General features: G+C 61.9%; 19 protein-coding genes. 13 read left to right on the top strand and 6 right to left on the bottom strand.

All coding sequences use genetic code 11. The annotated features are described in order from the left end of the window. Positions 1–142 precede the first annotated feature (142 nt). Positions 143–403 (top strand): hypothetical protein, encoded by a 261-nt coding sequence (locus J3P77_RS10870; RefSeq protein WP_434681670.1) that lies wholly within the window; start codon positions 143–145, stop codon positions 401–403. Further along, positions 400–3,090, top strand: a complete 2,691-nt coding sequence (locus J3P77_RS10865; RefSeq protein ID WP_434681668.1) for a glycoside hydrolase family 3 protein — start codon at positions 400–402, stop codon at positions 3,088–3,090. The genes J3P77_RS10870 and J3P77_RS10865 overlap by 4 nt, the downstream gene beginning before the upstream one ends. A gap of 19 nt (positions 3,091–3,109) precedes the next feature. Here J3P77_RS10865 and J3P77_RS10860 read toward each other — a convergent pair whose 3' ends face one another. Next, positions 3,110–3,763, bottom strand: coding sequence for a TetR/AcrR family transcriptional regulator (locus tag J3P77_RS10860; RefSeq protein ID WP_434681666.1), 654 nt, complete (start codon positions 3,761–3,763; stop codon positions 3,110–3,112). A gap of 28 nt (positions 3,764–3,791) precedes the next feature. Continuing rightward, a complete protein-coding gene (locus tag J3P77_RS10855) occupies positions 3,792–5,147 on the bottom strand; it encodes an MATE family efflux transporter (RefSeq protein WP_434681665.1) in 1,356 nt (451 codons plus the stop codon). A 238-nt stretch (positions 5,148–5,385) separates the two neighbouring features. Between J3P77_RS10855 and J3P77_RS10850 the strand changes: the two genes are divergently transcribed. The 3 genes from J3P77_RS10850 to J3P77_RS10840 all read left to right on the top strand — a co-directional run bounded on the left by J3P77_RS10850 (position 5,386) and on the right by J3P77_RS10840 (position 6,666). Next, complete coding sequence (locus tag J3P77_RS10850) at positions 5,386–5,820, top strand: potassium channel family protein (protein ID WP_434681664.1); 435 nt, start codon at positions 5,386–5,388, stop codon at positions 5,818–5,820. Positions 5,821–5,876: 56 nt separating this feature from the next. Then, positions 5,877–6,368, top strand: a complete 492-nt coding sequence (locus J3P77_RS10845; RefSeq protein WP_434681663.1) for a GNAT family N-acetyltransferase — start codon at positions 5,877–5,879, stop codon at positions 6,366–6,368. Positions 6,369–6,456: 88 nt separating this feature from the next. After that, positions 6,457–6,666: a DUF2945 domain-containing protein gene (locus J3P77_RS10840; RefSeq protein WP_434681662.1), complete on the top strand. Its 210-nt coding sequence runs from the start codon at positions 6,457–6,459 to the stop codon at positions 6,664–6,666. Between the two features lie 173 nt (positions 6,667–6,839). Here the strand turns inward: J3P77_RS10840 and J3P77_RS10835 are convergent, their stop codons facing one another. Next, complete coding sequence (locus J3P77_RS10835) at positions 6,840–8,483, bottom strand: acetolactate synthase large subunit (protein ID WP_434681661.1); 1,644 nt, start codon at positions 8,481–8,483, stop codon at positions 6,840–6,842. 141 nt (positions 8,484–8,624) lie between these two features. Continuing rightward, positions 8,625–9,326 (bottom strand): glutathione S-transferase, encoded by a 702-nt coding sequence (locus J3P77_RS10830; RefSeq protein ID WP_434681660.1) that lies wholly within the window; start codon positions 9,324–9,326, stop codon positions 8,625–8,627. A gap of 144 nt (positions 9,327–9,470) precedes the next feature. Between J3P77_RS10830 and J3P77_RS10825 the strand changes: the two genes are divergently transcribed. Next, positions 9,471–10,034 (top strand): TetR/AcrR family transcriptional regulator, encoded by a 564-nt coding sequence (locus tag J3P77_RS10825; protein WP_434681659.1) that lies wholly within the window; start codon positions 9,471–9,473, stop codon positions 10,032–10,034. Positions 10,035–10,148: 114 nt separating this feature from the next. Here the strand turns inward: J3P77_RS10825 and J3P77_RS10820 are convergent, their stop codons facing one another. After that, complete coding sequence (locus tag J3P77_RS10820; RefSeq protein ID WP_434681658.1) at positions 10,149–10,580, bottom strand: LexA family protein; 432 nt, start codon at positions 10,578–10,580, stop codon at positions 10,149–10,151. A 113-nt stretch (positions 10,581–10,693) separates the two neighbouring features. Between J3P77_RS10820 and J3P77_RS10815 the strand changes: the two genes are divergently transcribed. The 7 genes from J3P77_RS10815 to J3P77_RS10785 all read left to right on the top strand — a co-directional run bounded on the left by J3P77_RS10815 (position 10,694) and on the right by J3P77_RS10785 (position 18,296). Then, positions 10,694–11,416: an SOS response-associated peptidase gene (locus J3P77_RS10815; RefSeq protein ID WP_434681657.1), complete on the top strand. Its 723-nt coding sequence runs from the start codon at positions 10,694–10,696 to the stop codon at positions 11,414–11,416. Between the two features lie 139 nt (positions 11,417–11,555). Beyond that, entirely contained in the window at positions 11,556–12,287 is a 732-nt protein-coding gene (locus J3P77_RS10810) for a response regulator transcription factor (protein WP_434681656.1), read from the top strand. Continuing rightward, positions 12,284–13,621: a histidine kinase sensor domain-containing protein gene (locus tag J3P77_RS10805; RefSeq protein WP_434681654.1), complete on the top strand. Its 1,338-nt coding sequence runs from the start codon at positions 12,284–12,286 to the stop codon at positions 13,619–13,621. The genes J3P77_RS10810 and J3P77_RS10805 overlap by 4 nt, the downstream gene beginning before the upstream one ends. Before the next feature lie 189 nt (positions 13,622–13,810). Then, positions 13,811–16,042 carry a FepA family TonB-dependent siderophore receptor gene (locus tag J3P77_RS10800; RefSeq protein WP_434681653.1) on the top strand — a complete coding sequence of 744 codons (2,232 nt, stop codon included), beginning with the start codon at positions 13,811–13,813 and terminating at the stop codon, positions 16,040–16,042. A 57-nt stretch (positions 16,043–16,099) separates the two neighbouring features. Continuing rightward, the gene (locus J3P77_RS10795) at positions 16,100–16,387 is read left to right on the top strand and encodes a DUF3649 domain-containing protein (protein WP_434681652.1); all 288 of its coding nucleotides are present in this window, start codon (positions 16,100–16,102) and stop codon (positions 16,385–16,387) included. Continuing rightward, positions 16,384–17,967, top strand: coding sequence for a PepSY-associated TM helix domain-containing protein (locus J3P77_RS10790; RefSeq protein WP_434681651.1), 1,584 nt, complete (start codon positions 16,384–16,386; stop codon positions 17,965–17,967). Before J3P77_RS10795 ends, J3P77_RS10790 begins: the two co-directional genes overlap by 4 nt. Next, the gene (locus tag J3P77_RS10785) at positions 17,964–18,296 is read left to right on the top strand and encodes a DUF3325 domain-containing protein (RefSeq protein ID WP_434681649.1); all 333 of its coding nucleotides are present in this window, start codon (positions 17,964–17,966) and stop codon (positions 18,294–18,296) included. The genes J3P77_RS10790 and J3P77_RS10785 overlap by 4 nt, the downstream gene beginning before the upstream one ends. 449 nt (positions 18,297–18,745) lie before the next feature. Here the strand turns inward: J3P77_RS10785 and J3P77_RS10780 are convergent, their stop codons facing one another. After that, complete coding sequence (locus J3P77_RS10780; RefSeq protein ID WP_434681648.1) at positions 18,746–19,687, bottom strand: LysR substrate-binding domain-containing protein; 942 nt, start codon at positions 19,685–19,687, stop codon at positions 18,746–18,748. Between the last annotated feature and the right edge of the window lie 84 nt (positions 19,688–19,771).

The raw sequence follows: 19,771 nt of genomic DNA, 5'->3' as shown, positions 1-19,771 counted from the left end.
TATAAATTCGCGCTGTGCGAAAAATTATTTTTTATAGCTTTGAACTTTTAATTGCCTTGGTCACACTTAGGGACCGGCGGGATACGTCGACACGCGTCACATGCCACTTTTTCAAACAATCCCCATTATCGAGAATTGATCGATGACTAGACCCATGCTGTCCGTTTTCAGCGCGATAGTTCTTTGCGCCAGCACTTTTACAGTGATGGCCGCGGATTCAACTGCTGCACAGGCTTCCACCAGCCAGCAAGTACGCATCCAGACCGACGCGAAGCGCGAGCAGATCACCGGCGCCGACAAGGTCGAACTGCCAGCGGCGAAGACGTCCTCTGCCCTGCTCGACGCTCCGGTGGCAACCGACGACGCGCCCGACCAGGCCCAGAGTCAGGAGCAGCAACCATGAGCGCTCTCAAGCACACATTGGGTCTGAGCCTGCTGGCCCTGAGCGTTTCCCAGGCCAGCCTGGTTCTGGCCGCAGGTCCGGTAAGCGGTAATGAAGTCGAGGCACGCGTCAGCGCGGTGCTCGACAACATGAACATCTCCGAGAAGATCAACTTCACCCGCGTCGACGATGGCCGCATGATTCCGCGCCTGGCCAAATGGGGCATGGAGGGCACCGTCGCATACGACTCGTCGATGGGCGTGCACGTCAACAATACGACCTTCGGCGCCCAGTACCCGGCGCAATCGGCGCTGGCGGCCACCTGGAGCATCAACCGCGCCAAGGAATTCGGTCTCGCCATCGGTTATGAAACGCGCATTTCCGGTGGCCAGCAGATGCTGTCTCCGGGCATGAATATGTACCGCACGCCGCTCAACGGCCGCAGCGCCGAGCACGTCAGCGGCGAAGACCCGTTTCTTGGCGCGGTGCTTGGCCCGGCCATTGTCAACGGTATTCAGGCACAAGGCATTCAGGCCGGCAGCAAGCATTACGCTGGCAACGAACAGGAAGCCAATCGTCATTATCTGAATGTCATCGTGGATCAGCGTGCCCTGCGCGAGCTGTACCTGCCGGGCTTCGAATCGTTGGTCAAGAACGCCAACATTGCCTCGATCATGTGCGGCTACAACAAGATCAATGGCGATTACGCCTGTGAGAATCACCACCTCCTGACTGACATCCTCAAGGGTGAATGGGGCTTCCAGGGCTTCGTGATCAGCGACTTCAACTCGGTCACCGACGCCTTTAAAGGCGCCTGGGCCGGCACCGACATCGACATGCCGTCGGGGCTGCAATTCACCGAGGCCAAATTGCTGCCGTACCTCTGGAGCGGCCAGCTGACCCAGAACGTGATTGACGACAAGGTCAAGCGCAACCTGCGCGGCCTGGTCAGCTACGGTTTCGACAAGAGCATCAACAAGGCTCAGACGCTGGAACACCCTGAGTATGGTCAACGCGCCTCGCTGAACATGGCACGCGAATCCATCGTGCTGCTGCGTAACGAAAACACCACCAGCGGCAAGCCTCTGCTGCCTCTGGCGCGAGACGCGAAAATCGCCGTTATCGGCAACCTGGCCTATGACGTGCCGGCGTCGCCGTTCGGCACTGCAAGCTCGGAACCTACCACCTATGTCACCGAGCTGAGCGGCCTGCAGCAACTGGCGTCTTCGAGCAGCAATGTCGAGTTCATCAAAGAGATGTCGCTCAACCCCAAGACCTCGGTCTGGTACCAGCCATCCAGCGGCCAGAACGGCATTCGCAACAGCGGTGTGAAGGCCGAATATTTCTCCAACACCGAACTGGCCGGCTCTCCGACCCTGACCCGGGTCGAGCCCGGCGTGAACCTCAGCTGGAGCACCAACAACAACATCACCGATGGCGGCACCACCACCGTTTCGGGCTTCAGCCCCACGGCTGGTGCCTTCTCGGCGCGCTTCACCTCTACCATCAAGCCGACCATCAGCGGCGAGCAGATCTTCAAGATTCGCGCGGACGGCGCTTACAAGCTGTGGGTCAACGACGAGCTGGTGCTCGAGAGCGACGGCAAGTCGCCCTCCACCGACCTGGTCAAGGCGGTCGCCCACTCCGCCAAGACCGCTCGACTGCAAGCGGGCAAGGAATACAGCGTCAAGCTGGAGTATCGTCGTCTGGAAGGCAGCTTCATTCCGACCCTGGGCGGCCTGACCGGCGTGCAGATGAGCTGGGCTTCGCTGCGGGCGCCAAAGGATCTGTCCAAGTACGACGCGGTGGTCATGGCCACGGGCATGACGGCCGAGTATGAAGGCGAAGCGAGCGATCGCAGCAACGACCTGCCGGAATACCAGTCCGAACAGGTTACCTGGGCGACCAAGGCCAACCCCAACACCATCGTGGTGATGCACAGCGGTGGCGGCCTGAATATGCAACCGTGGGCCAACAAGGTAGGCGCCAGCCTGCACGCCTGGTTCCCGGGCCAGCAAGGTGGTCAGGCAATCGCCGAGATCCTGTTCGGCAAGGTCAACCCATCGGGCAAGCTGCCGATCACCCTCGACAAGACGATCGAACAGAACCCGACGTACGCGTCGTACTCTGACCCAGCCAAGTACATCGGCGACAACGCAGCGACCGAAATGACCTACAGCGAAGGTATCTACCTGGGCTATCGCGGTTACGACAAGAAGCACGCCAAGCCGCTGTATCCATTCGGCTACGGTCTGTCGTACACCACGTTCGCCTATAGCGATCTGAAGCTGTCGACCAATGTCATGACGCCGGGCACTACCGTCAAGGCCTCGTTCAAGGTCACCAACACTGGCGACAAGGCAGGCTACGAGGTGGCGCAGCTGTATGTGCGTCCGATCACCCCTGCGGTCGACCGCCCGGAGAAAGAGCTCAAGGGCTTCACCAAGGTCTATCTGCAGCCGGGCGAAAGCAAGACGGTCACCATTCCGGTCGACTCGCGCTCGCTGGCCTACTACACCGACAGCACGGCGAGCTGGGATGTGGATGCCGGCAAGTTCCGGATTCTGGTAGGCCCGGATTCCGAGACACTGCCGCTGGACCGCACGCTGGTTACCCTGTACCCGGAAAAGCTCACCACCCGTGACAGCAACCCGCTGCCGGAGGCGGTGCGCAAAGCCGTTCAGGTAAGCGCTTCGCAGGCGTTCTAAATCTGCGCGAGCGGGCTCGTCAGCGAGCCTGCTCGACCCGCAGGTCTCTGGCCAGACGTTCGAGGTAGTTGTCGAAAACGCGCATCACATCGACCGTCTTCGGACTTCTGAGCCACTGGATCTGCAATCCGTCCATCACCGAAAACAACTCCTGCGCCAACGCCTTCACGTCGACATCGGCGCGGATCTGCCCCTGCTCGACCAACGTTGTCAGATGCGCGTGCGCATGCTGGTGCGTCAGGTCGAATCGCTCCTTGTACCATTCGAATGCTGGATGTGCGTCGGACAGGCTTTCGGTATTCATCACCATCGACGCCTGACACTCGGCAGCGTCTTCGATACTGAAACCCATGCTCAGCCTTGCAAAGCGCAGAAACCCGTCGAGGGTCGGCTCCATTTCAAGCGTCCGAAACCGCGACACCACTCTCTGATCCCGGCGCTCCAGCAACGCCGTCAACAGCGCGACCTTGTTGGGAAAATGGTGCAGCAGGCCCACGGTCGTGATACCTGCAATCTCCGCCACGTCACGCATCGACGCACTGGAGTAGCCATCGCGCGCGAACACCTGCGTCGCCGCATCCAGCAGTGCCGCTCTGCGCATTTCGCCTTTGGGCGCCTTGCGCCGCTTCGACGGCGGTGTGGCTTTGTCACTCACTGGTCCATCAACTGACATAAATCATCCGAAAACGCTTTGGTTCAAGTTAGCCGAGCCTCGCCGGGCCGACCCCGCGCGCAAACAAGCGCCGCGCCGCCAAGGATGCGGCAATGGTCGAGCAGATCGCAATCAGCGCATTGCCAGTCAACATGCCGGGCAATGCTCCGGCGGCGCCAAACCAGTGCGAACCGGCCCAGACGAAGGGCAAGGTCCCGAGCGTTACCCGCAACCAGGCGAATACCGCGACCAGCCAGGGCCGACCCATGGTCAGGAATACCGACTGGGCGATGAAGTCCAGGCTCATGATGGCCCAGAGCAGCCCGCCGTACCGGCAGAACGCGAGGAACAAGGCACGCCCCTGGCCCGACAACTGGTAAAAGTCGGCGATGGCCCCGCCGGAAAATGCCAGCAGCGCCCACACCAGCAGGCCGTAACCCGTCACCAGCCGCCGGGCGAAGGCGACCGCTGCAAGCGCGCGTTGCGGCAGGCCGGCGCCGACATTCTGCCCAAGAATCGGGGCCAGCGCGCCGGGAATGGCGAAGAACACGCAATAGGCGAACTGGGTGACGCGGTCGGCCACGGTCATCCCGGCGAGCGCCTCGATACCGAAAGACGTCACGCTGGCGATCAGATAGGCAATCGCCACTGGCGTCGCCACGTTACCTACCACGGCAGGCAGCCCGACCCGCAGGGTTTGCGCGCAATGCCTTCGAAACAGCTTGAGGTTCCGGTGCCAGGCCAGGCCGATCAGGCGTCGCACCCAGTACAGCCCGAGCGCCGTGGACACCAGCGCCGATGTCGCATACGCAATGCCCGCGCCCCAGAGCTTGAGGTCCAGCACAAAGATCAGCAGCGGGTCGGCAATGGCCAGCGTCACCGCGCCCGATAGCACAACCCCCAGAGCACGCGCGCTGTGGCCGGCGGCGCGAAGGATCTGCGCGCACATTTGCATCGCGGCCTGCAGGATTGTCGCCGGCAAGGCCAGCCAGATGAAATCGCGAGCGGCCAGATACAGGGTGGTGTCGGCGCCGACCAGATACATTAGGGGTTCTGCGAACGCCAACTGCAGGATGGTCGTGGCGCAGGACGTTGCGACCACCATCATCACCAGGCTGAACGCCTGTCCGCCGAGGCCCTGGGTGCCGCGCTGACCAATCCGTTTCGACAACACCGAGGTCGCCGCAACGATCAACCCGGACACCAGGGCGGTGTTGGCGAAGATCAGCACTTTGGCAATGCCCACGGCTGCAATGAGCAGCGGCTCGTGGAGCATCGACACATAGACCAGCGTCAGGATGTCGACCAGAAACACGGCGAACAGGCTGATGGCACTGGTGCCAATCATCACCAGAACGTGACGCGCCACGGACCCGTCGGTGAACCTCGCGCAGGCTGCGGCCAACTTCCATTACCTCAAGTTCAGAACCGACTCGGACGGGGCTGTTGCCCGGTCAGGAAAGCGCGCGAGTCTACCCGCGCCGGTGCCGGCCTGCCATCGTTTTGCGTCGCAGGTCCGCTTGACGAAGGCCAGCGGGCTGCTCTACTCAGAGTCTTTTGCGTCGAGACATGTCAGGCCCGACCGCCACGCTACGGTCGTGCATCAAACCCGCTGGCTGCTGCCCTGCTGAGGAAGTGGACTCATGATCCTTGTAACGGTCATCAATACGCTGATTATCATCACCGTCGTCGTCATTCACTACGAATGCCTGCAGCGCCTCTATCGGCTGCTGCCCCGACTGGTCCTGTGGCACCGTTTCCGCGTAGTCTTCGGCGTGCTGGGCGCACTGGTGGCACACGCAGTCGAGGTGTGGGTTTTTGCGCTGGGCTATTACTTCATGAACAATACCGCTGGCCTGGGTTCTCTCACCGGAAACCACGATGGCGGTTTCATGGACTCGGTCTACTTCTCGTTCACCACCTATACCACCATCGGCTTCGGCGATATCTCCCCGGTCGGTCCCCTCAAGTTCCTTACCGGCCTGGAGGCGCTGACCGGGCTGGTGCTGATCACCTGGACCGCGTCCTTCCTCTTTATCGAGATGCAAAAATACTGGAACCTGAGTTCGCCGCACTGACACCAAGGGCTCCGCCAGCCTGGCAGTTTTTGTTCAATACCGACCATGGAATACAGATGACCGAACCCACCCTGCGCAGCGCCGTTCCGGCAGACACTTCTCGCTGCTACCAGATCGAAACCAGTGCTTATGAAGGCGACGAAGCCGCGACCGAGCAGAAAATCGCCACCCGCATCGGGCAATACCCGCAAGGCTTCCTGGTCATGGAGCTGGACGGCCAGCCCATCGGTTTCATCAACAGTGGCTGCGCTCACGAGGTCGTGATGTCCGACGAAGCCTTCAAGGAGCTCATTGGCCACGACCCTGACGCGCCGAATGTGGTGATCATGTCGGTCGTGATCGATCCGGCTCACCAGGGCAAAGGCTATTCCACGCTGCTGATGCGCGCGTTCGTCAAGCGGATGGCGAGCATGGGCAAGCGGACCATTCACCTGATGTGCAAGGAGCGGCACGTCGAGCTCTACCGGAAGATGGGTTATCGATACGTCCAGCCCTCGGCGTCGGACCATGGCGGAATGACCTGGCACGAGATGGTGATGGATCTGTAAGGGCGCATTCGCGGAATTTTCCCGGTGCACGACGCTCATTAATGCATGTCCTGATCATCAGACAGCGCATTGCGCACCGGGAGATTTCATGACCACCAGATTCAAGACAGGCGATGCCGTGCGCTGGAACTCCGAAGCCGGCGAGATCCACGGCAAGGTCACCAAGGTGCATACCAAGGACGTTGAATTCATGGGCAAGCACCGCCCTGCTTCCAGGGAAGAACCGCAGTACGAGGTCAAGAGCGACAAGACCGGGCACCTGGCGATGCACAAGGAAAGCGCCCTGCATAAGGGGTAATACCGTTCGCCCGCCCCCCGTCCCGTAGGGCCGCGTTTACCCGCGACGGTCGTTATGCAAACAGTCTGGCATTGCGGGTCGTGAGGGGCGCGGGCGAGCGCGCTCCTGGCGAGCCGGCAGGAACGCGCTCGACCCCGACAGCCGCGACAGCCGCGATACGGTCTGCTCGCCGGTCAGGCCTGCGAGCTTCTGCGCTTGAGGTCGGTATTGAGAATGAAGTCATTCTCGGAGTAGTCGACCGGGCAGTCGATGACGTGCACGCCCTGGCTGCTCACGCAACGCTCCAGCAATGGCAGGAACTCTTCCGCGCTTTCGACTCGATGGCCATGGGCGCCATACGCTTGGGCGTATTTGACGAAGTCCGGGTTGCCGTAATCCAGGCCATAGTCGGTGAAGCCCATGTTCGCCTGCTTCCAGCGGATCATGCCGTAGCCGTCGTCGCGCAGGATCACCACGGTCAGGTTCATCTTCAGGCGGACCGCGGTTTCCAGCTCCTGGCTGTTCATCATGAAACCGCCGTCACCGCAAACGGCTACGACCGGACGGTCCGGATACACCAGATGCGCGGCCATAGCCGACGGCAGACCGGCACCCATGGTCGCCAGCGCGTTGTCCAGCAGCACGGTATTGGGCTTGTGCGCCTTGTAGTTGCGGGCGAACCAGATCTTGTAGATGCCGTTATCCAGCGCCACGATGCCTTCGGACGGCAAGGCGCGGCGGATGTCGGCAACCAGCCGCTGCGGGTAGACCGGGAAACGATTGTCGTCGGCGCCTTCGATGATCTGCGCTTCGTTGGCTTCGCGAATCGCCAGCAGGCGTGTGAAGTCCCACCGCGTGTTGTCGGTCAGCGCCTCGCCGATCTGCCAGACGGCGTTGGCGATGTCGCCGATCACTTCAACCTGCGGGAAGTACACCGGATCGACTTCAGCGGAACGGAAGTTGATGTGGATCACCTCGGTACCGCCGCGAACCATGAAGAACGGCGGCTTTTCGATCACGTCGTGGCCGATGTTGACGATCAGGTCCGCGGCCTCGACCGCGCGATGCACAAAGTCACCGGCTGACAGCGCGGCGTTGCCCAGGAAGCGCGGATGACGCTCGTCGACCACGCCCTTACCCATTTGCGTGGTGACGAAAGGGATGCCGGTCTTGTCGATCAACTGCTTGAGTACCTTGGCGGTCATCTTGCGGTTGGCACCGGCACCGATCACCAGGATCGGGCTGCGCGCATTCTGCAGCTTTTCAACCGCCGCCTGAATCGCCTTGTGCTCGGCCAGCGGACGGCGGCTCAGGCTCGGTGTGATCGGCAGGCTTTCGGTCTGTTCGGCGGCGATATCCTCCGGCAGTTCCAGATGCACCGCGCCCGGTTTTTCCTCTTCGGCCAGACGGAACGCTTCACGTACGCGAGATGGAATGTTGTCGGCCGATGCCAGCTGGTGGGTGTATTTGGTCAGCGGCTGCATCATGCCGACCACGTCGAGAATTTGGAAACGGCCCTGCTTGGACTTCTTGATCGGCTTCTGCCCGGTGATCATCAGCATCGGCATGCCGCCCAGGTATGCGTAGGCGCCTGCGGTCACCAGGTTGGTGGCGCCCGGGCCAAGAGTCGACAGGCTGACCCCGGTTTTACCAGTCAGGCGACCATAGGTAGCAGCCATGAAACCGGCGGACTGTTCGTGACGAGTCAGTATCAGTTTGATCTGAGACTTGCGCAGGGATTCGAGCAGGTCGAGGTTTTCCTCGCCGGGAATACCGAAAACGTATTCCACCCCTTCGTTCTCCAGACACTGCACTACGACATCGGCGGCCTTGGCCATCTGTGGTTCTCCTATCGGGCTTGGTGTGTTCGGAAACAGCGCAACGCAGCGGGACGATAACCCGGCATGCATGCGCTGTCTTGATCCTTCGCTTAAAGATGCGGACGACACTTTCCCACGGGAAGGCACGTTCCGGGGCCTCTATTGCGTCGGCGCGCCCTGCTCGACCATCGCTCGCCATTGTTGAACGCTGGGCCGCGCCTGCATTCTGGAATGCCATTCACGCAACGCGCGGCACTCCTGGGGCACAGGGAGTTTTACCAGCGAGGCGAAAATCATGCCGCCAAGCACGGCGATGTCGGCCATGGAAAAACGGTCGCCCGCCACAAAGGGCTGCCGCTCTAGAACGCTGTTGAAGTAGTGCATGCCACGGGCTGCCTTGTCGCGCATCCGGTTGCCCCATTCGGCGTTCTGATAAAGCTCGACCTTCGGTCCCAGGCCTGGGGTGGCGTGGTGGAAATACACACTGACCGCGTCGAGAAACTCGATCTCGGCCCGTTTGGTCATCATGTGAATGAGCCCTTTTTCAAGCGGCGTTCGTCCTGTCAGGGCGAATTCACCTCCCAGTGCGTCCAGATATTGAGTGATAGCCGTGCACTCGGCGATGAGCGTGCCGTCTTCCAGTTCCAGCACTGGCAGTGTTCCCGAGTAGTTGATCGCCAGAAATTCGGATTGCTTGTGTTCACCGGTCCAGAGGTTTACCGATACGAATTCGACTCTGGAAAGCAGTCCCAGCTCAGCCAGCGCTATACGAACACGGGCCGGGTACGGGCCGTCAAACCAGTCGTGGATTTTCATCATGGATACATTTCCTGCGTCACGTTGATAGATCGAAGCGGTCATGATTTTCACCTGCCTGTCAGTTGGTAGGTAAAGATTGTCCTAGCGGCTTTGCTGATGTCAATCCCTACCTGTCAGTTGGCAGGCAACATTGTCCGCAGGTAGAATCCGTCATCGCCGATGAGCTGAAACATGAGGGAGCAGAAGATGACCGAGAACGCACGGGAAGCCATACTGACCGCGGCCAGAAAGGCCGCGCAGACGCATGGCTACAGCGGCATCAATTTCCGAAGCATCGCCGACGCGGTCGGAATCAAGAACGCCAGTATCTACTACCATTTCCCGAGCAAGGCCGAGCTTGGCGCGGCCGTTGCGCAACGCTATTGGCAGGATACGGTGGAAGTTCTGGAGGCGATGCGTGCCTCCAGCGAAGACCCCAGTCGTTGCCTGCAACGCTATCCGTCGATCTTCAGAACCTCGCTTGAAGACGGCAACAGGCTGTGCCTGTCGAGCTTCATGGCAGCGGAGTACGAAGACCTGCCGGATGCGGTGAAGCACGAGGTCAAAGCGTTTGCCGACGCTAACGTGGCGTGGCTGACCGAGGTGCTGTCCGATGCCGGTGTCGGCAGCCCTGAAGTCTGCAAACGACGCGCTCGCGCCATTTACACCGCGGTCGCCGGCGCACAACTGATCGCCCGGACCCGGCTTGATATCGGCGAATTCGACGACCTGATTCTCAGCTATCAGGAGGCAGGGCTTATTCCGGCGTAACAGGCGGCTGGCAACGGCATCCCATTGCAATGAAGGCCTGTAAGTCTGTGCCTCGCGCAAGGAATGCCGAGATCAATGGCTTGGCCCACCAGCCCTGGTCGAACCGCATGACTCTCAGGCAGTTGCGTGGTTGCGCAAGCTGTATTTCACCACGCCCATGATGACCAGATCGTCCGTTTCCGTGACTTGCCGCGGTGGGTATCTGCGGTTCTCGGACTGCAGCACCACGGCTTCGCCACGCATGTACAAGCGCTTGCAGACCGGCTCCGAGTAGAGTGCCGCGACCACGATATCGCCGTGCTCGGCGTACAGGCTGCGGTCAACCAGCACCAGATCGCCGTGGTGGATTCCCGCGCCCTCCATGCTGTCGCCCTCGACCTTAACCAGATAGACGTGCGGTGCACGAATATCGAACAGCTCGTCGAGCGAGACGTGCTTTTCGATATGATCGGCCGCAGGGGACGGGAAGCCTGCCGAAACCAGTGAGGACAGAAGCGGGAGCCGGGTGCCGCCCGCTGACAGTGGGCCGAGAAGAGTAACGCTCATGGGTGCAGACCTTGTTAGAGTTAGCTGTATGTATATACAGTTAACTCTGTGGCTGGATTGAGGTCAATGCCACATGCAGGAAATTTCCACCAACCACATCACGGGTGACCCTCATGTGCGGACGCTATTCGGTTTACGAACCCATGGATCATTACCTCAGAACGCTGGCGCCAGAGCAGTTGATCATCAATGGTTACGACCAATGGCCGATCGAGCGCTACAACGTCGCCCCAACCACCCGCGTCGAAATCATCCGGCCTGCCGGCGAAGGCCTGAGCGTTGACAAGGTGCGCTGGGGCTGGGCGCCGTTCTGGGCCAAGGGCAAGCGTCCAGCGCCCATCAATGCGCGCGTCGAGACGGTTATGACCGGCAAATTTTTCAAGGAGCTTTGGCCCGATGGCCGCGCACTGGCTCCGGCCAGCGGCTGGTTCGAATGGGTCCAGGATCCGAACGACGCCAAGCGAAAACAGCCGTTCTACATCCGCCTGAAAAGCCAGGAACCGATGTTCTTCGCTGCTCTCGCCCAAGTGCACCCGGGCCTTGAACCCCATGAGGGCGACGGTTTTGTAGTCATCACGGCGGCCAGTGATTCCGGCATGGTGGACATCCATGACCGGCGGCCCGTGGTGCTGGCGCCCGAGGCGGCACGGGAATGGATCGAGCCGGGCTTGCCCGCTCATCGCGCCGAAGCCATCGCGCGGGATGCTTGTCGTCCGGTAGAAGACTTCGAGTGGTTTGCCGTCGGTAAAGCGGTAGGCAACGTCAGAAACCAGGGTGCGGGGCTCATAGAGCCGCTGCCGGATGCGGATAACGCCAATCCTCCGTTGGCAAACTGATATAAGAATAATTACCATTAACGTTGCGACTGATATTTGTTAGCATTCCGCTCGATAAGCGCGCCTGACGTCGGCGCCTGGCAGTTGCAACGCCCCGGTCACCCGACCGGGGCGTTGCCGCATTAAAGGTTTGATATCCATGCCCTCTTCCCCTCAACTTCGCCCGCAACCACGCATCCTGGCCGTGGAGGACGACCCGCTGCTGGCGGCGCATCTGGCCGGGCATCTCGGCCGACGGGGTTTTGCCGTCACCCTGCGCCACGACGGCGATGAAGTCGTGAACCTGGTTCGTTCGCAGGAATTCGACCTGATCCTGATGGACATCATGCTGCCCGGCAGCAGCGGTCTGGAGGTGCTATCCGAGTTGCGCCAGCGCCAGCGCTTGCCGGTGATTCTGATGTCGGCGCTCGGCGCGGAACAGGACCGCATCATCGGCTTCAGTCAGGGCGCGGACGATTACCTGCCCAAGCCGTTCAGCATGCTGGAGATGGACGTACGCATCGACGCGGTGCTGCGGCGCGTGGCCTACGAGCAGCAATCAAGCCAGGAATCGGGCAGCGTGCCGGTCGCTGGCGACCCGCTGCTGCGGCTCGACAAGCAACGCTGTGACGTCTGCCATAACGGTATCTGGGCCGATCTGAGCACCACTGAATACCGGATTCTTGAAGTGCTGCTCGATCATATCGGCGAAGTCATGAGCAAGGCGTTCCTGTACCAACAGGCCATGCACCGGGCATATTCCCTGCACGATCGCAGCCTGGACATGCACGTCAGCCGCATCCGTCGCAAGCTGCAAGCGACTGGCTATAACGGCACCCGGATCGAAACGGTGCGCGGCACCGGTTACGTGCTGACCCGGCTTCTGCCATGAAACTGCCGAACCGTCATTCGCTGCTGTGGAAGCTGATCGGCATGCTGGCCGTGTTGTGTCTGCTGGTGGTCAGCCTGCAGGTGGACCTGAGCAAGCGCCTTCATGAGGCAACAGCGCGGCTCGGGGAGCCGGCCAAGCGCGGCATGACCGCTTATGCCCGTCAGGCCGAACAAGCCTTGCAGGAACGTGGCGCCGAAGGTGTCGAGCGTTTCCTGCGCGACCTGCGCCAGCGTGAGCAGGTGTGGGCCGTGGCAGTCGGCGAGCACGATCAGTCGCTGTCGTCCACGCCGCTTACGGAAAGCGACAAAGCCCGACTGGATTTCGTCCGCAGGCTGGACTGGCTGATCGGGCGTCCTGACGGCTGGCCGACCTTTTACATTCCCTTCAGCGATTCCAAGGGCCGACTGGTGATGGACCTGCCGCGGCGTTTCCACCCGCGTCAGCATCAGAATCTCTGGGAAGCGCTGCTGCAACAAGTACTGCCGACAAGTCTCGCACTACTGCTGGCGGTCCTCCTGTATCGGGTGCTGATCGCGCCGATGGTGATCTTGCGCCGTCAGGCCAATGCGCTGGGCACTGGTGACCTGGCGGCACGCGTCGGCACGCGCCTGGCGGGAAGGCGCGACGAGCTGGGCGAACTGGCACGCGCGCTGAACCACATGGCCGACCGCGTTGAAGGCACGGTCGTATTCCAGCGCCAGTTGCTGCGCGCGCTGTCCCACGAGCTGCGCACACCACTGAGTCGCTTACGGGTGGCCGGCGAGCGCGAGCTGAATATCGACGCCATGCGCCAGCGGCAGGAGCGTGAGGTGCAGATCATGGAACGGCTGATCAATGACACGCTGGAGCTGGTATGGCTGGATACCGAGCGCCCGCAATTGCCGGTCGAGCCCGTGGCGATGGGCGAACTGTGGGAATTGCTGCGCGAGGATGCCTGCTTCGAAACCGGCTGGCCGCCCGAGCGCCTGCCCTGTGACGTACCGCAAGACTGCTGCGTACTGGGTAACCTGAATGGCCTGGCGCAGGTGTTCGAGAATATCTTGCGCAATGCCATTCGCCATTCACCCGAACAGGGCGTAGTGCGATTCGGCGGATCCCGCGATGACAGCAACTGGCACCTGTGGATCGAGGATCAGGGGCCCGGCGTCGATCCTGACAAGCTGGAACAGATGTTCCAGCCTTTTACCCGTTTGCACGCCGCCCGACCCGGTGGCGATGGCTTCGGTCTCGGGCTTTCGATAGCGCGCAGCGTAGTGCGGTCGCTGGGTGGCGATATCCGGGCGGAGAATGCCGGGCCAGGGCTGCGCGTGCATCTGCGGCTGCCAAGTGTATAAAGTGTAAAATATATTTACTCTCATTTGCGAATCACTATCATCCCGCCATCCAGGGACTTGGATGAGCCGTGATTACCGGCTGGTAGCGTGAAGCTCACTCCCTGCTCCCGACGTTACAAGGCTATTCAGCCGCTGCCTCCCCGACCCGGTCGCGAAGGCAACGTTTTCAAGGCAACAGGAGTGTTGTAGATGCAAGCGCAGTTCAAGCTCAGCCACCTTTTCCTGGCCTTGCTGGCCGCTTCACCCTCGATCGTGATGGCTGAAGACACCCGCGAAGTCGGTGCGCCCGCACAGCAGGATGCCCTGCAGCTCACGGATACCCATGTGGTCGCCACCGCCGAGCAGGAATTGAAACAGGCCTCGGGCGTATCGCTCATCACCGCTGATGACATCAAGAAGCGACCGCCGGTCAACGACTTGTCGGACATCGTGCGCAAGATGCCAGGCGTCAACCTGACCGGCAACAGCGCCAGCGGCACCCGTGGCAACAACCGGCAGATCGACCTGCGCGGCATGGGGCCGGAGAACACCCTGATTCTGATCGACGGCAAGCCGGTTACCTCACGCAACTCGGTGCGGTACACCCGCTCCGGCGAGCGCGATACCCGTGGCGACAGCAACTGGGTGCCGGCCAACGAAGTGGAAAGCATCGAAGTACTGCGCGGCCCGGCGGCGGCGCGCTATGGCTCGGGTTCCATGGGCGGCGTGGTCAACATCATCACCAAGCGCCCGACCGAAAAGCTGTCCGGTTCCCTCACCGCCTACACCAACATGCCGGAGGACGACGCCGAAGGCGTCACCAAACGCACCACCTTCAGCCTGTCGGGCCCTCTGACCGATGCGCTGACGTTCCGCGTCTACGGCAACCTCAACAAGACCGACGCAGACGATGCCGACATCAACCAGGACCATACCGCCTCCGGTGCATCGCTGGCGGCAGGCCGCGAAGGCGTGCGCAATAAAGACGTTAACGCGCTGCTCAGCTGGGCCCTCGACCCGCAGCAGACCATCGATTTCGAAACCGGTTATAGCCGCCAGGGCAACATCTATTCGGGCGACGTCGGTACCGGCGCGACCGAATCGCTGGTGCCGGACAGCACCATCAATAGCTGGCTGGGCCGCGAAACCAACACCATGTATCGCCAGAACTTCGCTGTCACTCACCGCGGAGACTGGGAATTCGGTACCTCGCGCCTGCTGGCGCAGTACGAGAAGACGCGCAACAACCGCCTGCTCGAAGGCCAGACCGGCTCGGTCGACGGCGACATCAGCGCCAATGCCGACAAGAGCACCAGCACTTACGACAGCTATCTGCTGCAAGGCCAGCTGGATATTCCCCTGGAAATCCTGGTGCCGCAGACCCTGACCCTGGGTTCCGAATGGAACCGCCAGGTCCTGGACGATCCCAGCACCATGGATCGCGCCATTGGCACCAGCCTGCCCAACTCGGCAGCCGGCTCCCGCGCAACCGACATGGACGCCACCATCATGGCGGTGTTCCTCGAAGACAATATCGAGCTGACGCCCAAGTGGTACCTCACGCCGGGCCTGCGCCTCGATCATCACGACCAGTTCGGCGCGAACTGGAGCCCGAGCCTCAACTCGTCTTACAAACTGACCGACGACATCACCCTCAAGGGCGGCATCGCGCGGGCGTTCAAAGCGCCGAACCTGTACCAGTCCAACCCCAACTACCTGTACCGCAGTAACGGCAACGGCTGCGCACCGAGCCTGAGTTCGACCGGCTGCTACGTGCTGGGCAACGAGAACCTGGACCCGGAAATCAGCATCAACAAGGAACTGGGCGTCAGCTTCGCCCGCGATGGCTGGAGCGCCGGCGTCACGTACTTCCGCAACGACTACGAGAACAAGATCGTCTCCTCGAACGACCTTGTCGACCGCACAGCCATCAACGAAGCGATCCTGCAGTGGGACAACGCCAAGGACGCAGTCGTCAAGGGTTGGGAAGGCAACCTCGGCGTTCCGCTGCTGGGCGACAACGGCGAGACCCTGAGCTGGAACACCAACTTCACCTACATGCAGGAAAACAAGGACGGCGACGGCAACCCGTTGTCGGTAACTCCCAAGTACACGGTCAATACCATGCTGGACTGGCAGGTGAACGACGCGCTGTCGCTGAGCCTGACCGGCACCTACTACGGCAAGCAGGAACCAAGGCAGCTCAATCCGCTGCGCGAAGCTCCGGTGACCGCCGCCAACGAACTGCGCACGCTTGACCCGTACCACGTGTGGGGCATCGGCGGGACCTACGAGGTGAACAAGAACCTGTCGCTCAGTGCGGGCCTCAATAACCTGTTCGACAAGCGCGTATACCGCGAAGGCGCAGGCACCAGCGCTGGCGCCAGCACCTACAACGAACCGGGACGTTCCATCTACGCCTCGATCACCACGTCGTTCTGACCGTAACACCCGGCCCCCGCGCCGGGCACTGCCTGTGGCTACTCACGAGTAAACGCCATGAAAACAAAGTCCGCCCTCTGGCCGACGATTTCCCGAATCACCGCCGCCCTGCTGGGCGGCTATCTGTTTACTTACGCCTTCACCGCCGCGCTGGCACGCCTGCTGCCGCTGGACAAGGTCGATGCGCTGGTCACCGCCAGCCTGTTGTCGTTCGTGGTCTATACCCTGGCGATCCTGTGGGCCTTCGCTTGCCGCAGCGCGCGGCGGGCCTGGGCAGGCATCGCGTTGGCGCTGCCCTTGAGCGCCATCGGTTTCTGGCCGCAATGGCTGGAGCGCCTGGGATGAAAAACAAAACCATCACCCAATCGCTATCGTGGCTGCACACCTGGAGCGGGCTGATCTTCGGCTGGCTGTTGTTCGCGATATTTCTGACTGGCACGCTCGCGGTTTTCGACAAGGAAATCGACGGCTGGATGCGTCCGGAAATCCCGGTCCATTCGCTGGACCAGGTGCAAGCGGCGCAAGTGGCGCTGGACCATCTCGCCGCCACGCAGCCGCAAGCCCGGAGCTGGAACATTGGCCTTCCGACCGATCGGTCGCCTGCCCTGACGGCGTCGGCCGGTGAGCAAAGGCGTGGCACCAGCACCTACCTCGATCCGCACAACGGCCAGGTTCTGGACGTTCGTGAAACCGCGGGTGGCAACTTTTTCTTCCGTTTCCACTTCACCCTCGACCTGCCACGCAACATCGGCATCTGGGTAGTCGGCCTGGCCGCGATGGCCATGTTGGTGGCGCTGGTCAGCGGCATCGTGATTCACAAGAAGTTCTTCAAGGAGTTTTTCACCTTTCGGCCCGCCAAGGGCCAGCGCTCATGGCTGGATGCGCATAACGCCACTGCAGTGCTGGTGCTGCCTTTTCACTTGATGATTACCTACACCGGGCTGGTGATTTTCTACCTGATCTACATGCCCGCCGGTATCGACGCGCTGTTTGATGGCGACCGCGACGCCGCGACACGGGCGATCCGTGGCGCGCCGGTCGAACGGCAGGCCGGAAACAGACCCCAGGGCGCCGAACACCGTCGCGACGCGGTAGCTTCGGCGTCTCAGGCGGCGACGCCACTGACGCCGCTCGGCCCGCTGCTCGCTGAAGCCGAACGGCTGATGGGACCAGTCGCCGGTCTGACGATCCAGAATCCGGGCCGCGCTGACATGCGCATCGAAGCTCGACCGGTGCTGGGCAACCGCATCGAATTGACCAAGGGCCAGAGCATGCTGTTCGACGGCGTGACCGGCAAAGTTCTGCGTCCGCCAGCGGAGAGCCGACCGAGCCTGTTGACCCAGAAAGTCATGTCCGGCCTGCATTTTGCGCAGTTCGGCGGTTACCCGATGCGCTGGCTGTATTTCCTCTGCGGCCTGGCGAGCTGCGCGATGCTTGCAACGGGCGTGGTGCTGTTCACTGTCAAACGGCGGCGTCGGCATGACAGTGAAGGCGCTGTCGCCGCCCTGCTCTACCACGCCGCCGAACGCCTCAACGTCACCATCGTTGCCGGACTGCCGCTGGCCTGCGTGGCCTTCCTGTGGGCGAATCGTCTGCTGCCGATCGACCTGGCGCAGCGCGGTAGCCATGAGGTACAGGTATTCTTCCTGGTGTGGCTGGCGAGCTTTGGCCATGCCATCGTGCGCCCGCGAATGGCGGCATGGCGCGAGCAGCTGGGGCTGACAGCGCTGCTGTGTCTGGGCTTGCCATTGCTGAGTCTGGCGGTGCCAGGCATCCCCTCCACGCAGGGTATCGCGCTCTATGTGGAAGCAAGCAGCGTGGTGATCGGCGTCGTGCTGACCTGGCTGACCTGGAAGCTGGGCCGACCTGTGGAGCCACGCCCCGCGCGTCGGCGTTCCCCTGATACAGCGGAGGTGAATGGATGAGCCTTGCTCTGCTAACCGCCGCGCTGCTGGCCAGCAGCGGCATGTTCGGGCTGTGCCTGGGGCTGGAGCGGCACCACCGGCAGCTGCTGCAACGTCCGCCCCGCGCAGGGCTACTGCGAGCCCTGCGCGCGCTTGGCTGGCTGGCGCTGGCGGCGAGCTTCGCCAGCAGCGTGGCCAGCTGGGGCTGGGCCATGGGCCCGGTGGGCTGGTTCGGCCTGGTATCCCTGACCGGCCTGGCGCTGGTCATGCTGTCGCCCTATGTCATGCGCTGGCTGATCGCGTTGCTGTTTATCGGCTGGCTGGTGGTCGGGCTGCTCACGCTGTTTTGACAACGGGCGAAACGCCGTGGAGCGGGAGCTGATCTTGCGGAGCCAGCTTGCTGGCGATAGTGCCGTTCCAGCTACACATCTGCATCGTCTGATAAAGAGCAATCGCGAGCAAGCTCCCACAAGAACCGCAGCGCTGCACGAACTGTAGGAGCTGGCTTGCCTGCGATCTGCCGGGAACCGGCAGCAAGATGGTTCATGCGGTATAACCAAGGTCGCCAGGATTACTGCCGCTACGCGCCAGATCGCGAGCAAGCTCACTCCCACGCCCTGCGGGCAGAATCAAAAGCGGATTCGCGGGCACCAGGAGTTTCTGCCCAAGGGCGGTTTAGGGCTTCCCCCAAACATAGAATCTCCCACAGGGCCGCAGCACAGCAAGCTATACGAGCGGCTTTAGCCGCGAGGAGGCCGGAACAGGCGCAGCAGATGTGTCATCGCGGGCAAGCGCGCGCCTACAGCTCGCGCTCGTCCATGGTAGATCGATCAATCACCGGGGCGTGCTCGTTCATCAATTCGATGACCCAGTCGATGAACACTCGCAGCTTCAGGCTGATATGGCGATTTGGCGGGTAGGCGATGTACATCGGCATGGGTTCAAGCTGCCAGTCCTCGAACAATGGCAGCAGTTCACCCCGGGCCAACGGTTGTCGCGCCATGTAATCGGGCAACCAGAGCAGGCCCAGGCCAGCCAGACCTGCGGCCAGATACGCATTGCCGTCGTCTACCGCCAGCACGTAGCGGCCCTGGATGTGGACGGTCTCGGTGTCGCGGCGCATTGCGTAAGGCAAGGCTTTGCCGCTGCGTGCCCACAGAAAACCGACGATTCGATGATCCGAATCCTCCAGCTCCCGGGGGTGCGCGGGCGTGCCGAGACGTTGCAGGTAGCCTGGCGCCGCATAAACGCCAAGGCGCAGATCCCCCACCCGCCGCGCCACCAGCCCCTGATCGGTCGGTTCGCCGCCGCGCACCACGCAGTCGACGTTTTCACCGATCAGGTCCACGACGCGGTCGCTCACGCCCATATCGATCTGGATATCCGGGTAGCGCGCATGGAACGCGGGCAGCGCCGGGACCAGAATCAGGTTGGCGAACGGGCTCGGCACGTCGACCCGCAACCGGCCTCTGGGCAGCGCGGCCGCGGCGGACAGGCTGGTTTCCGCGTCGTCCAGATCAGCCAGCAGGCGCACCGCGCGCTCGTAGAAAACCGCACCATCGGCGGTCAGCTTGACCTGGCGCGTGGTACGGTTCAGCAGCTTGACCCGCAGGCGGGCTTCGAGCTGTTGCACCAGCTGCGTCACGCTGGTTTTGCTCATGTGCAGGGTATCGGCGGCTTTGGTGAAGCTGCCCGCTTCCACTACCCGCGCAAACGCCTGCATCGCGTCGAATCGGTCCATCGGAGCCCCTGCTTATGGCGGCGATTGTTTGGAATTTACAAACAGTGCTGGCTAGGGTTGGCCATTTATCGCCTTCGCGCAAGC

Source organism: Pseudomonas sp. R1-18, from assembly GCF_051132095.1.
Classification (GTDB): domain Bacteria; phylum Pseudomonadota; class Gammaproteobacteria; order Pseudomonadales; family Pseudomonadaceae; genus Aquipseudomonas.
The sequence above is the reverse complement of the archived record's forward strand: the minus strand, read 5'-3'. Positions and strand labels throughout refer to the sequence as shown.